The sequence below is a fragment of the Halomonas sp. ML-15 genome (assembly GCF_014779595.1).
GTDB lineage: Bacteria > Pseudomonadota > Gammaproteobacteria > Pseudomonadales > Halomonadaceae > Franzmannia.
In genome coordinates this window covers 1710427-1724379 of record NZ_JACXZT010000019.1, presented here as the reverse complement: position 1 = coordinate 1724379, position 13953 = coordinate 1710427, and the positions used below count along the sequence as shown (strand labels likewise).

At 64.7% G+C, this 13953-nt stretch carries 11 protein-coding genes; 6 read left to right on the top strand and 5 right to left on the bottom strand.

Going from position 1 to position 13953, the window contains the following annotated elements; translation table 11 throughout:
- Positions 1-67 precede the first annotated feature (67 nt).
- Positions 68-493 carry a hypothetical protein gene (locus IEI94_RS19765; protein ID WP_191168928.1) on the top strand — a complete coding sequence of 142 codons (426 nt, stop codon included), beginning with the start codon at positions 68-70 and terminating at the stop codon, positions 491-493.
- A gap of 98 nt (positions 494-591) precedes the next feature.
- The gene (gene rsd / locus IEI94_RS19760; protein WP_191168927.1) at positions 592-1095 is read left to right on the top strand and encodes a sigma D regulator; all 504 of its coding nucleotides are present in this window, start codon (positions 592-594) and stop codon (positions 1093-1095) included.
- Positions 1096-1121: 26 nt separating this feature from the next.
- On the opposite strand, the gene IEI94_RS19755 is transcribed toward rsd, so the two are convergent.
- The 4 genes from IEI94_RS19755 to IEI94_RS19740 form a co-directional block, all read right to left on the bottom strand.
- Positions 1122-4190: an efflux RND transporter permease subunit gene (locus IEI94_RS19755; protein WP_191168926.1), complete on the bottom strand. Its 3069-nt coding sequence runs from the start codon at positions 4188-4190 to the stop codon at positions 1122-1124.
- Positions 4190-5326: an efflux RND transporter periplasmic adaptor subunit gene (locus tag IEI94_RS19750; protein ID WP_191168925.1), complete on the bottom strand. Its 1137-nt coding sequence runs from the start codon at positions 5324-5326 to the stop codon at positions 4190-4192. The genes IEI94_RS19755 and IEI94_RS19750 overlap by 1 nt, the downstream gene beginning before the upstream one ends.
- A gap of 131 nt (positions 5327-5457) precedes the next feature.
- Positions 5458-6852 carry an FAD-dependent oxidoreductase gene (locus IEI94_RS19745; protein ID WP_191168924.1) on the bottom strand — a complete coding sequence of 465 codons (1395 nt, stop codon included), beginning with the start codon at positions 6850-6852 and terminating at the stop codon, positions 5458-5460.
- A gap of 316 nt (positions 6853-7168) precedes the next feature.
- Positions 7169-7822, bottom strand: coding sequence for an HAD family hydrolase (locus IEI94_RS19740; protein ID WP_191168923.1), 654 nt, complete (start codon positions 7820-7822; stop codon positions 7169-7171).
- Positions 7823-7973: 151 nt separating this feature from the next.
- Here IEI94_RS19740 and IEI94_RS19735 point away from each other — a divergent pair, with 151 nt between their 5' ends.
- Both IEI94_RS19735 and ptsP read left to right on the top strand, forming a co-directional pair.
- Positions 7974-8465 carry an RNA pyrophosphohydrolase gene (locus IEI94_RS19735; protein WP_191168922.1) on the top strand — a complete coding sequence of 164 codons (492 nt, stop codon included), beginning with the start codon at positions 7974-7976 and terminating at the stop codon, positions 8463-8465.
- A gap of 55 nt (positions 8466-8520) precedes the next feature.
- Positions 8521-10782, top strand: a complete 2262-nt coding sequence (gene ptsP, locus IEI94_RS19730; RefSeq protein ID WP_191168921.1) for a phosphoenolpyruvate--protein phosphotransferase — start codon at positions 8521-8523, stop codon at positions 10780-10782.
- Between the two features lie 15 nt (positions 10783-10797).
- Here ptsP and IEI94_RS19725 read toward each other — a convergent pair whose 3' ends face one another.
- On the bottom strand, positions 10798-11574 hold the full coding sequence (locus IEI94_RS19725) for an NRDE family protein (RefSeq protein ID WP_191168920.1): 777 nt from the start codon (positions 11572-11574) through the stop codon (positions 10798-10800).
- A 112-nt stretch (positions 11575-11686) separates the two neighbouring features.
- Here IEI94_RS19725 and IEI94_RS19720 point away from each other — a divergent pair, with 112 nt between their 5' ends.
- Both IEI94_RS19720 and lgt read left to right on the top strand, forming a co-directional pair.
- On the top strand, positions 11687-13084 hold the full coding sequence (locus IEI94_RS19720) for a response regulator (RefSeq protein WP_191168919.1): 1398 nt from the start codon (positions 11687-11689) through the stop codon (positions 13082-13084).
- A 30-nt stretch (positions 13085-13114) separates the two neighbouring features.
- Positions 13115-13906 (top strand): prolipoprotein diacylglyceryl transferase, encoded by a 792-nt coding sequence (lgt, locus tag IEI94_RS19715; RefSeq protein WP_191168918.1) that lies wholly within the window; start codon positions 13115-13117, stop codon positions 13904-13906.
- Positions 13907-13953 lie beyond the last annotated feature (47 nt).

Below are 13953 nucleotides of genomic sequence, written 5' to 3'. Positions count from 1 at the left end.
ATGCTACCGTTTCGGCACCTCACCTACGGGTGATCTTTTTCGGCAACCCAGCTACAAGGAATCTGGTATGCGCCTTCTGACCCTTCCCCTGATACTGTTCGTGATGCTGCTCGTGGCCGGCTGTTCGACCACTGCCATGCAGCAGGAGCGTGCCACCGAGCTGCGCCCTGGTCAGGTCTACCATGGCCAGCTAGCCTCTGGTTCGCGACTGTTCCGCTTTACCCTGGATCGGCCCACCAGCGTAGTGCTGAGTGCCACCACGCCGGTCATGCGCAGCTTGCCGGGTGGCTATAACGGTCGCCTGATGGACGCTGACGGCCAGGTGCTGGCCGAGGATCGTGACAGCGGCGAGCGCTTCAACTTCCGCATCGCCGAGCGGCTCGAGGCGGGTACCTACTACCTCGAAATGCGCCAGCCCCAGGCCTGCAGTTCCCGGCTCTGCCCGAACGAGAACATGTCGTTCACGCTCAACTTCCGCGTCGATCGCGGCTGAGGAAAAACTTGCCTGAAGGAGGATTGACACGACTCGCCAGTCGCGCGAGTCTGTCAGTCCGCCCTGTTGGCGGGTCAGGCTGTGCAAGGGAGGCGCCCATGCTGGAAGATTGCAAGACGGCCCTGGAACGCTGGGGAGGTGTGCATCGGCTGATCGACCGCTGGCTCGACCAGCGCCGAGAAATGCTGGTGAGCTTCGTCGAGCTGCAGGAAGCTTGCGATGCCGAACTCGAGGCGGTCACCAAGGTGCAGATCGATGCCTTCAGCGAGCTGCTGATGGACTACATCAGCGCCGGTCACTTCGAGATCTATCCGCAGCTTCGGGAAGAGGCGACGGCCTTCAACGACGATGAAGCGCTGGTGATCGCCGACCGTCTGCTCGAGCGCCTCGACATGTCCACCGAGCTGGTGCTCTCCTTCGATGATGACTACTCGTCGCCGGTCAAGTGCCAGCACCATCTGGGGCGCTTGCCAGCCTGGCTGGATCGGCTCGCCAAGGGCCTCACCGAGCGCTTCGCCCTCGAAGACCAGCTGATCGGTCGCCTGCATGCGGCGCACTCACCGCCGCCCGGCGCCGAAGCCAGCCTGCGCGCCACGTCCTAACCCTTCCCCGATATCGCGGTGACCTCTCATCTTCTGGATGAGAGTTTGCCCCCCAGCACCAACATGCACGGCGTCAACAGCAGCGTCAGGGCAGTGGCGAAGGTCAGGCCGCCGGCGATGGCGCTGGAGAGCTGTGTCCACCACTGGGTCGAGGGCGCGCCGATGCCCAGGCTTGGCGCGAACAGATTGACGTTGATTCCCAGCACCATCGGCAGCAGCCCCAGCACCGTAGTGATGGCCGTCAGCAGTACCGGTCGCAGTCTCAGTCCGCCCGCCTCCAGGGCCGCTTCAGGGCTGCTCAGCCCATCGCGACGCAGCTGGTTGTAGGTGTCGATCAGTACGATATTGTTGTTCACCACGATCCCCGCCAGGGCGATGATGCCCATCCCCACCATGACGATGCCGAACGGCTGGCCGTTGACCAGCAGGCCGATCAACACCCCGGCGGTGGAGAACACGATCGCCGAGAGCACTAATGCGGCCTGGTAGAGGCTGTTGAACTGGGTCACCAGAATCAGCGTCATCAGGAAGATCGCTATCAGGAAGGCGCTGACCAGGAACTGCGCGGTCTCCTGCTGATCCTCCTGTTCGCCGGCAACATTGACAATCACGCCGTCGGGGAGTGTCTGCATGGCGTCGCCGAGTGCCTGTAGGCGCTCGGCTGGCTGAGCCCCGGCTGCGACATCGGCCTCCAGGGTGATCGCGCGACGACCGTCGATACGCTGCAGGCTGCCGACCTTGGGTGCTGGCGTCAGCTCGACGAAGTGGCTCATCGGCACCTGGCCGCGCTCGGTGTGGATGGTCATGGCCCGGAGCTGATCCAGCGAGCGTCGCGCCTCCGGCAGGCGCACGCGGATATCGACCTCATCGGTGACCTCGGCGGGACGGTAGCTGGCCACCTGCAGGCCGGTGGTAATCAGCTGTACTGCGCTGCCTACCGTTGCCACGTCGGCGCCGAAACGGGCGGCGGCCTCGCGGTCGACCTCGATGCGCCACTCCACCCCGGGCAGGCTGCGGTTGTCCTCGATATCGCGGAAGCCGCCGAGGTCATTCATGGCAGCGCGCAGTTCGTCCACCGCCTGGTCGGTGAGGGTGGGATCCTGAGCGCTGACTTCGAGCACGATCGGCTTGCCGCCGGCAGGGCCCTGCTCCTGCTCGCGAAACTCGAGGAGGATCCCCGGCAGGTCGGCGGTGCGCTCGCGCATCTCGTCAATAATGCGCTGAGCCGGACGGCGCTGCTGCCAGTCGATAAACTGGAAGCTCAGTTGGCCGATCACGTCGGGACCCAGCTGCTCGTTGGCCATCGCGAAGGAGCGCGCATAGAGCGCCTGGACCTCGCTCATGCCGGCCAGCCGGCGTTCCACGCGGCGCACCACGGCATCCTTCTCCAGCGCCGAGAGATCACCGCGGGCGCGCACCAGGACCTGGGCGCTGTCGGGCTCGACGCTGGGAAAGAACTCGACGCCGTGGTTGAAGCGCGCATAGCCGGTGTAGACCAGCGCCATGATGCCCAGCGCGGCGAGCAGGGTGATGCCGGGGCGTGCCAGCAGCCAGCCCAGGGTGCGACGGTAGGCGCGCCCGCCGCGGCTGATGCTGGGGGCGCGTGGCTCGCCGTCGCCGGCCGGCTGGCCGCGGCTGATCACGCTGCCCAGGGTGGGCAGGAAGATCAGCGCCATGGCCAGGGAGGCGAGCAGGCACAGGATCACCGTGGCTGGCAGGTACTTCATGAACTCGCCGACCACCCCAGGCCAGAACATCAGCGGCAGAAACACCGCCAGGGTGGTGGCGGTCGACGCGATCACCGGCCAGGCCATGCGCGAGGCCGCCCCGGCCCAGGCTTCTGACGGCGACTGGCCGGCGGAGAGGTTACGGTCGGCCAGTTCGCTGACCACGATGGCGCCGTCGACCAGCATGCCGGCGACCAGGATTAGCGCGAACAGCACCACGATATTGAGGGTATAGCCCACTGCCCAGATCAGCAGAATGCCGGTCAGGAAGGCGCCAGGAATGGTCAGGCCGACCATCAGCGCGGCGCGCAGCCCCATCACGGCGAGAATTACGATCAGCACCAGCACCACGGCGGTGAGCACGTTGTTGAGCAGCTCCGAGAGCATATCGTCGACGGTCTCGGATTCGTCCATGATGGTGGTGATCTCAAGCCCGTCCGGCAGCAGCGGCCCGGCCTCCTCGAACAGCTGGCGCACGGCGTCCACGGTGGCAATGATATTGGCCCCGGCGCGCTTGGAGATCTCCAGCACCAGCGCCGGCTGGTCGTTGATGCGCGCGAAGCCCTCCGGGTCCTTGAAGGTGGGGCGGATATGCGCCACATCGCCGAAGGTGACCACCCGATCCTCCTCGACCTTGACCGGCATCCCCATCACATCCTCGAGGCGCTCGATCACCCCGGGCACCTTGAGTGCCATGCGTCCGGCGCCGGTGTCCAGGCTGCCGGCGGCGACCAGACGGTTGTTGCGCGAGACCATGTTGAACAGGCTGTCGAAGTCGACGCCATAGCTGTCGAGCACCAGCGGATCGACGACGATCTCCAGCAGATCTTCGCGCTCGCCGCCGATATCCACTTCGAGCACCTCGGGGATCCCTTGGATCTCCTCCTTGAGCTGGCGCGCCACCGCCAGTCGCTGGGTCTCTTCCAGGGGCCCGGAGAGACCGATCGAGAGCACCGGGAAGAGCGCCACGTTGACCTCCATGACCCGGGGCTCATCGGCTTCATCGGGCAGCGAGCTGCGCGCGATGTCGACACGCTCGCGAACGTCGGCCAGCGCCTGGTTGGCGTCGAACCCGGCATCGAACTCCAGCGTCACCGAGGCGTGGCCCTCGCTGGACTGGGAGGTCATCTTGCGCACCCCGACAATCGAGCGCAGCTCCTGCTCCATGGGGCGCACCAGCAGCCGTTCGCCGTCCTCGGGGCTGACCCCTTCCAGACTCAGCGACACATAGATCATCGGGATCGCGACGTCGGGGTTGGCCTCCTTGGGAATCGCCTGGTAGGCCGCGCTGCCGGCCAGCAGCAGGAATACCAGCAGCAGCAGGGTGGTGCGCGACCGCTGCAGGGCCGCCTCGATCAGACGTCGCATCAGTTCACCGCAGCGCCGCTGTCGGGCGCCTCCGGCAGGCCGTCGCCGTCAAGCAAGGCGTCGTCCTCGGCGGGCACCGGCTCGACCCGTTCACCGTCTGAGACGAAGCCGCCGCCGAGGGTGATCAGCGTGACGCTGTCAGGCAGGTCGGTCACCCAGGCCTCACGGCTGTCGGCAGCCAGCAAGCGCACCGAGTGGATGACCACGCGGTCATCATCGTCAACGGCGTAGACGCCCAATTGACCCTCGGTGTCGAGTACCAGCAGGGCAGGGGATAGCCGATGGGCGGACTGCTCGGCGCGGGTGATGATCAGGCTGGCACTGGCGCCGGCCAGGCGCCGCCGCTCGGGGTTATCGACGCGCGCTTCTACCGCGAAGCTGCGTGTGCCCTCATCGGCGCGGCTGGCCACGTAGCTGAGTTCGCCGTCAAGGGTGCTGCCGTCGAGCAGCCGCACGCTCACCGGCAGACCCGGCTCGAGGTCGAGGGCATCGCGCTGTGCGATATTCGCCGTGGCGCGCAGCCGAGAGTCGTCGACCAGCCGGGCATAGACCTCGCCCACCTGCAGCGTAGCGCCGGCATCGACATTGAGCTGATCGAGGGTGCCGGCGAACGGTGCCTTGGGCCGGGTGTGCTCTAGCGCTTGGCGCAGCTGCTCCACCTCGGCCACGGCGCCGGCCACTGCGCCAGCCAGGCGCAGCTGCTCGGTGCGTGAGACCAGATCGCGTTGGCGTAGCTGATCGGCGCCGGCCAGTTCGGCCCGGGCCAGCTCCAGATCGGCTTCGGCGCGGGCGAGCTGGGAGGGTAGATCTTCGCGAGCAAGCTCGAGCAGGGTCTGGCCGGCCTCGACGCGTTCGCCCTGGGCCACCGGCAGCGCATCGATCTGGCCTTCGCGGCGTGCGCGCAGCTCAATGTCCTGCCAGGCGCTAAGCTGGCCTTGAGCCGTGAGCCGCGGCGAGAATCGCTGCGCGTTGCTGTGCTGCACCTCGACCCGGGTCAGCGTCACATCACGGGCCGGTTCGGCCTCCGGGGCTTCGGCGCTGAAGCGCTGCAGGTCACCGAACAGCATCCACAGCAGCAGTGCCAGGCCGCAGGCCAGGGCCAGCAGAATCGAAGGGGAGGGGCGCCGCACGACCATGGGCCTTCCTTGGTGAATCGAATAGGGAGAGGACAATGCTAATCAAGCGCAGCCTAGCATAGCGTAAAAGCCATCACTTAAACGACATTCCCCGGCCGAGGCCGGGGAACAAGAGTGTAACGGTGGGCGGGTTACATCAGCGAGCTGGCCGCCGGTCGCTCGAGGTCGGTGAGCGGGATCTCACCGGTCAGCAGGTCGCGTTCAAAGGCTTCCTTGTCGACGTTGAAGCCGAGGAATTCCTGAGCCAGGTACATGTCCTTTTCGGCATTGCCCAGGCAACTGGTTCCCCCTGGCGACGGTGTCATATTGAAGACGATACCGGTGCCCGGGTTGATCTTGGCTTCGCCCATCACCAGCTTCTTCTGCTCCTTGTCGATCAGCTGCGGGCGCACGCCGCCGAAGCCCTTGGCGAAGCTGACTTCTTTGACAGTGAGGCTGGGGACGATCTTCTGCACGTCCTTGAGAAACAGCCGCTCGCGCAGGAAGGGCACCTCGAACAGGAAGTTCTTGAAGATATAGCGACGGATATCGCGCACCTTCATCAGATCCCACAGGGCCTTGACGACGTTGCGGTCGAGTCGCAGCACCTTGACGAATTCGAAGAAGGTCTTGCCGTTGTAGCGCTCCAGCAGCGGCAGCATCAAGGCGGTGGGGCCGAAGCGCGTCTTGTTCTCGACCAGCACGTCGGGGTCGCCGTGTACCGCGGCGAACGGCAGGTTCTCGTTTTGCACGGTGTAGACCTTGCCGTTGAGCACCTTGGGTGTGAAGTAGAAGGAGCCGGCCATGGGCAGGCACGACTTGTCCAGTCCGTACCCCATCTTGTGAGCGAACAGCAGCGAGTGGCCGCCGGCGCTGACCACCACGTAGCGCGCCTTGAGGGTGCCCTTGTTGGGCGTCTTGATCTTGAACAGATCACCGTCCTGCTGAATATCTTCCACCGCGGTCGAGAGGTGCACGTCGTAGGCCATGCCCTTCTCGTCGGCATTCTTGCGCCCCTCTTCGACGAACGCCTCCGAGAGGGTGGTGTAGTTCACCGCGCTGTATTCGTCGGTGGAGCCCATCGCCACGATGGGCTGCTCGGAGGGACGTCCCTCGACCAGCTTCGGTTCCAGCTCGGCGATGTCGTCACGCTCGAGCAGACGCATCTGCGGGAACAGCTCCTTGAACTTGGTGAAGCGGTTGCGAAGGAAGTCGCACTCGGTGTCGCCGACGCCGAGGACCATCTTGGGATACTTGTAGACGATCTTGTCACGCACGTCGGGGGCCAGCTTGGTGGCGAAGTTGACTACCATGCCCGCGGTGCGCTTGGTCACCTTGGCCTTGTCGAGGGTGTAGTTGGTCTCGATGTCACCGCAGTGGATCGTCTGACTGTTGTTGCGGCCGTGAGAATTGACGATTGCCACGTGATCGTACTTCTCGACCAGGCCGATGGCCTTGAGGTCGGTGTAGCGAGCCAGTTCATATAGAAGGGCGGTGCCGGATACGCCGCCTCCCACGATCAGGACATCATAGGTCGGTGTGGACATGGGGGCTCTCGCTTGCCTGGTGCGGAACGAATCCTTCGGCGGTGACCGAAGGCCCTGGCCGGTGGCGATGATCGATCGTCGCCGGCTCGACGTCATGCAGATATGGGCATTATAGACGCTTTGTCGACAAATAAAATCCATGCCAAAGCTCGACTTTATGCTCATCACCTTGGCCATAAGGAATATCTTGGGTCTGGGTTTTAGTGAAAATCCAATAAAATTCAGTAGGTTAAATAACATTGCGCCGCACCAAATAAATGGTGCGGCGCAATATTATACGTTGGTCGTAGATGTGGGCGGCGCAACTGCGCCTGGCTCAGCGCAGGCTCATTATGCGCCAGTTACGCGACTCGGCGACCTGGCGCAGGGTGTCATCGGGGTCGACTGCCACCGGGTGGTCGACCTGTTCCAGCAGCGACAAGTCATTGTGCGAGTCGCTGTAGAACCAGGCGTCGTCCAGCGTCAGGTCCTTGTCGGCGAGCCACGCCTCGAGGCGCTCGACCTTGCCTTCACGGTAGCTGGGTGTGCCCGATACGCGGCCGGTATAGCGGCCATCGACGATCTCGGGCTCCACCGCGATCAGATGGTCGACCCCAAGGCGTTCGGCGATCGGGCCGGTAATGAAGCGGTTGGTAGCGGTGATGATCAGCAGGGTGTCGCCGCGGCTACGGTGCCGCGCCAGCAGCTCTTCGCCCTTGGCCAGGATGTTGGGTTCGATCTTGCTGGCCATGAATTGCTGATGCCATGCAGCAAGCTGTTCGGGTGTATTGTCGGACAGCGGCTTGAGGGCGACCTCGAGGAAGGCATGGATATCCAGGGTGCCGGCGTCGTAGTCGCGCATGAAGCGCTCGTTGGCCTCGCGATAGCTGACTGGATCCACGGCGCCCTGCTCGAGCAGGAATTCGCCCCAAGCGTGATCGCTGTCGATACCCAACAGGGTGTTGTCGAGATCAAAGATGGCCAGGCTCAAGACGCGCTCCTAGGGTGGGGGTGAGAAAAACAGCCGCTGATTATTGCAGAGTTGGCTGCCGGGCAACAATGCCAAGCGCGGCAAGTGTATTGATGGGCTTTCCGGCTTTGTGGAAGAATGGCTGCAATAGTGGATTTATAAGGTGACGTCCGTGATCGACGCTGACGGCTTCCGCCCCAACGTTGGCATCATCATTGCCAACCGCGAGGGCCAGCTGCTTTGGGCGCGTCGGGTGGGCCAGAATGCGTGGCAGTTTCCCCAGGGAGGCATCAAGGCTGACGAGACACCACAACAGGCGCTGTATCGCGAGCTCGAAGAAGAGATCGGCTTGACGGCTGCCGATGTCGACGTGCTGGCCTGTACCCGGGGGTGGCTGCGCTATCGTCTGCCACGACGCATGATAAGAACGCATTCGCGGCCGGTATGTATCGGTCAGAAACAGAAGTGGTTTTTGCTGCAGATCCGCTGTCAGGATAGCCAGATCTGCGTGGATACGACCGCCAAGCCGGAATTCGATGGCTGGCGTTGGGTCAGCTACTGGTACCCTCTGGGTCAGGTAGTGCCCTTCAAGCGGGAGGTCTATCGCCGCGCGCTGCGCGAGCTGGCTCCTCGCGCGCAGCGGTTGGCGCTGGGTGACGATTGAACCCTGCCAGCGGCACGACACTCAGGCCCTGCGGGGCCCTATAAGAAGAACGCTTATGCTCGATGTCCTTCGCCGCATCGTCCAAGAGGTCAATAGCGCTCGCACGCTGGAGGCCGCGCTGTCGACCATGGTGCGCCGCATTCGCAAGGCGATGCGCACCGATGTGTGCTCATTCTATCTGTTCGATACCGCCCAGCAACGCCTGGTGCTCAACGATACCATTGGCCTGCACAGTCGCGCCGTGGGCCAGGTGTCGATGCGCCTTGGCGAAGGGTTGGTGGGGCTGGTGGGGCAGCGTGAGGAGCCCCTCAATCTCGAGGATGCGCCTAGCCATCCGCTGTTCCGCTACTTCGAGGAGACCGGCGAGGAGCGCTATTCGAGCTTTCTCGGCGTGCCGATCATTCACCAGCGGCGCATGCTTGGCGTGCTGGTGGTTCAGCAGCAGGACAAACGCCGTTTTGACGAGGGCGATGAAGCCTTTCTGGTGACCATGGCCGCGCAGTTGGCCGGGGTGCTGGCCCATGCGCTGGCCACCGGTGGGCTATCGCGATCCAGTCGCGGCGACGGTCAGGCGATGTTCACCGGGGTGGCGACTTCGCCGGGGATGGTCATCGGTGAGGTGCTGGTGATTGCGCCGCCGGCCGACCTCGACAGCGTGCCTGATCTGATCCCCACCGACGTCGACTATGAGATCCAGCGTCTCAAGGGGGCCATCTATCGGGTGCGCGACGAGATTCGCGCCGCCGGTGAGCGTCTTGCCAGCCGTATCAGTGCCCAGGAGCTGGCGCTGTTCGAGGTCTATCAGGAGATGCTCAGCGAGGCGGCGCTGGGCCAGGAGGTCGAGAAGCGTATCCGCGAGGGGCAGTGGGCTCCCGGCGCCCTGGCCGATGTGGTGCGCCGCCACGTGCAGTATCTCGAACGGGTCGACGACAACTACCTGCGCGAGCGAGCCGCGGACATCCGTGATCTGGGGCGGCGGGTGCTCGCCCACCTGCAGGAGGAGATGCCGAAGACCCCGGACACCTTTGCCGAACGCACCGTACTGGTCGGCGATGAGATCAGCGTGGCGACGCTGGGTGAAGTGCCCCGGGACAAGCTCGCCGGGCTGGTCTCGGTACGCGGCTCCAGTACCTCCCATGTGGCGATCATCGCACGGGCCATGGGCATTCCTGCCGTGCTGGGCATGGTCGACCTGCCGCTGCCGCGCCTGAATGGCACCAAGGTGGTGCTCGACGGCCATCGCGGCCGGCTGTTCGTTCGCCCTACCGCGGATATCGAGAGCCACTACCGCTCGCTGATCGCCGAGGAGGAGGCGCTGTCCGCGGTGCTCGAGCACGAGCAGGATCTGCCCAGCGAAACCCCCGATGGCCATGCCATGCCGCTGATGGTCAATACCGGCCTGGCGGTGGACGCTGTGGCTTCTCTCAAGCCGCGTATCAGCGGGGTGGGGCTGTACCGCACCGAAGTGCCGTTCATGATCACCGAGCGCTTTCCCGGCGAACAGGAACAGGTTCGCCTGTATCGTGATCAGCTCGAGAGCTTTGCCCCGCTGCCGGTGGTAATGCGCACCCTGGATATCGGTGGCGACAAGGATCTACCGTACTTTCCCATCGACGAAGCCAACCCCTTTCTCGGCTGGCGCGGCATACGCGTGACGCTGGATCACCCCGAGGTGCTGATGGTGCAGCTGCGCGCCATGCTCAAGGCGTCCGAGGGGCTCGACAATCTGCAGGTGCTGCTGCCGATGGTGACCAACGTCGACGAGGTCGATGATGCACTGCGGCTGCTCGACCGCGCCCTGGAAGAGATTGCCGAAGAGGGGGTCAGCGTGCCGCGGCCCAAGGTGGGGGTGATGCTCGAAGTACCGGCCACGCTCTATCAGCTCGCGGCACTGGCGGAGCGGGTCGATTTCTTCTCGGTGGGCAGCAACGATCTGACCCAATACCTGCTGGCCGTGGACCGCAACAACCCGCGGGTTGCCGAGCTCTACGACGCCTGCCATCCGGCGGTGCTCGTGGCGCTGGATCGTCTCGCCAAGGAGTCGGCGCTGCTGCAGATGCCGGTATCGCTGTGCGGTGAGCTGGCCGGTGACCCGGCCGGAGCGCTGCTGCTGATGGGGATGGGCTTCAATGCGCTGTCGATGAACGCGCCGAGCCTGCCGCGGGTGCGGGCGGCGATCCGCCGGGTGCCGCTGTCGGCGGCGCAGTCGCTGGTCAGCGAGACGCTGACGCTGGAGTCACCGGCCAAGGTGCGCGCGCACCTCGCCACGCGGTTGGGCGAGTGGCAGCTGGCGCATCTGCTCCCGCCGCGGGATTAGGCTGAGCGCCCAGCGCTACGCGTCCAGTATCAGGCGTTCGGCTGTCTCGCCGGCGGGGACTCCGCCAGGCCCAAAGCGTCGTTCGGTGATGTCGATGCGTCCGTCGGCGTGCCAGCTAAGCCAGCAGGTGGCGCGGGTGCCATACTCGTCGCCGATGATGAAGGGTGGCGACAGGAAGCGCTCCAGTGTCTCGCCGATACCGGTATCTGGAAGGCGGGAAGGGTCGCGGATCTGATGCTGCTCGGCCATGGCGGTCAGGGCGTCTTCTGGCCAGCGGCCGCCGTCGAGGCTGGTGGCGAGTCCGGCCTTGGCGAGTCGCAGTTTGGGCCAGGGTGTCTCGAGGTCGGCGTTGGAGAGCCCGTATTGCCCCGGTGAGAGCGGTTGTAGCGCGAGGCGCTGATGGCCTCGGTGGAGGTGCCACAGTCGTTGGCTGTCTCCGGCCAGCAGATTGAAGCCGCCATAGCGCCACGCTTCGCCCTCTGCGAGCCCGGCGAGCCAACCCGGTAGATCGTTACAGAGCAGCGCCTGGCGAACCAGTTCGCCACGGCTTGGCGGGTTACCCTTGAGCTGAATGCGTGGGTCGCGAACATTGGTGATGGCCGCCATGCGTCCGCCGCGGTGCAGCGCCAGCCAGCTGCCGCCAGCCACCAGATCGCGCCCGCCGAGAATGGCAGGCACATCGCGCCAGTAGGCCAGGGGCGCTGTGGGTCGCGCATGCTGCTCGTCGCGATTGGCGACAAGCCGCAGGGGCACCGGGGTGCCGGGCTGGAAGGCGAAGACGATCAGGCACATCGCACTACCATACCGCGCCGACAAGGCGTAACAAAGCGCGCCGTAGCGCGTCATGACAGGCGGCGTGCATTTTCGTACTATTTAGACCCATCGACGATTCACAGGGATGAGAATGCGAGTCGACAAAGCCTCCGATAGTCTCTGGCAGCGGGTGATCTGGCCGACGCTCTGGCCGCTGTTGCTGACCCAGCTAGGATTGATGCTGCTGTGCTTGCTGGCGTGGCTGCTGATCTGGCAAATGGATGGCCAGGATGCAACCGCCTGGCTCAACCTTAGCTGGCTGCTGCTGGCCCTGGGCGTAGGCACCAGCCTCAGCGTGGCTACTTTCCTGCTGATGCTGCGGCAGCGCCTGCAGCAGTGGGAGAATGCCCTCAGCGTGCCGTATGAGCGCCTCGAGCGCCTGCTGGGCATCATTCACGGCGACCTGCCGGTCTGGTTGAAGAGTGAGCGCGTGCTGCCTCTGGGAGGTGCTGAAGAGGGGCCCGTGCATCGGTTGCAGCGCCTGCTCGACGCCCTCGAGGACTTGATGGAGCGTGTTGCCGAGCGGCCGCGCTTCGCGACCATGCTGAATCGGCTGACGATCCCGACGTTCATCACTCGCGAGGATAAGCTGGTCGAGGCCAACGGCGCTTTCGAGCAGCTCGTGGGGCGCAGCCTGAACGAGCTGCGTGGCCTGGAGCTCAACTATCTGATCCGCGTGGATACCGGCGTCGAACCTGGCAGCCAGAGCGCCGATGTGGTTCGCATCAATGGCATTCGCGGTGGCTACCGCACCTTCCGACTGCTGTCGCTGAACGACGGCCATGGTCACTGCATGGGGTTGCTGGAGGATGTCGTCGACCAGCAGCAGCAAATGGCCCAACTGATGCTGTCGCGGGATCGAGCGCGGGAAGAGTCGCGGCTCAAGACCCACTACCTGCAGGTATTGCAGAAAGAACTCACCGGGCTGATGCAGACGCTGCAGTCTCAGCGAGAGCCGGTCCCTCAGCTTCTCGAGGGGCTTGCCGACCTGGAAACGCTGGTCACCAACCTGGTGGAGTCGCCAGAAACGCTGGCATCCGCCTCGCCCTCAAGCGCGGCATCGACTCTGGACCTTGCCTCGACGGCGTTGGACGATGAGGCGAGTGCGGCTGTTTCACGAGTGCTGATCGTCGATGACGGTCCGGTCAACACCATGCTGGCTCGCCAGGTGCTGGAGGCCGAAGGGGTCCACGTGGACACGGCCGAGAACGGTGAGCAGGCGCTGGGTCTGGGGGAGCGGTATCGCTATGACCTGGTGTTCATGGATATCTACATGCAGGGCATGGACGGTGTCGAGACCAGTCGTCGCTGGCGTGCCCGTGAGAGCCGCCAGGAGCATCGCAGCGTGCTGGTGGCGTTGACCGCCAATGCCAGTGACAGTGACCGTCATCGTTTCTTCGACGCCGGCATGGACGATTACCTCGCCAAGCCGTATCGTCCCCAGGCATTGGTCGACATGGCACGACGCTGGTTGGCAAAACATGCCTGACCGTCTCTCTTCTTATCGAGCAGGACCTAGATGAACTATCCCGATATCGATCCGGTTGCCATCTCGCTGGGGCCGCTGAGCATTCACTGGTATGGCCTGATGTATGTGATCGGCTTCGTCGCCGCCTGGTGGCTGGGCTGCCGGCGAGCGGCGCGTCTCGGGCTGACCCGCGACGACATCGGCGACCTGCTGTTCTACTGCGCCATCGGCGTGGTAGCCGGTGGCCGTCTGGGCTACGCGCTGTTCTACGGCATGGGCCGCTTGATCGACAACCCCCTGTGGCTGTTCCAGATATGGGACGGCGGCATGAGCTTCCATGGCGGCCTGATTGGCGTTCTGCTGGCGGCGCTCTACTTCGCTCGCAAGAAGCAGCTGGCTTTCCTCACCCTCACCGACTTCATTGCTCCGCTGGTGCCGATCGGCCTCGGCGCCGGGCGTATCGGCAACTTTATCAACCGCGAGTTGCCGGGGCGCGTCACCGAGCTGCCCTGGGGCATGCCGTTCCCCGGCCTCGGGCCGGAGCCGCGCCACCCCTCCGCGCTCTATGAGGCCATCCTGGAAGGACTGGTGCTGTTTACGGTGCTATGGGTGGTATCGGCGACGCCGCGTCAGCGCGGCTTGATCTCCGGGCTGTTCCTGCTGCTGTATGGCCTGTTCCGCTTCGCGGTAGAGTTCGTGCGCCTGCCCGATGCCCACATCGGCTTTATCGCCTTCGGCTGGGTGACCATGGGCATGCTGCTGACCCTGCCGATGATCCTGGCCGGTACGGCGCTGATCGCCTGGTCGCGGCGTCAGCCGGTGGACCAGCGTGTGCCGGGCTAGGCGGGTGGTTCCACTATTTCACGTCGAGTGGGCCGCCACGGCTGGTC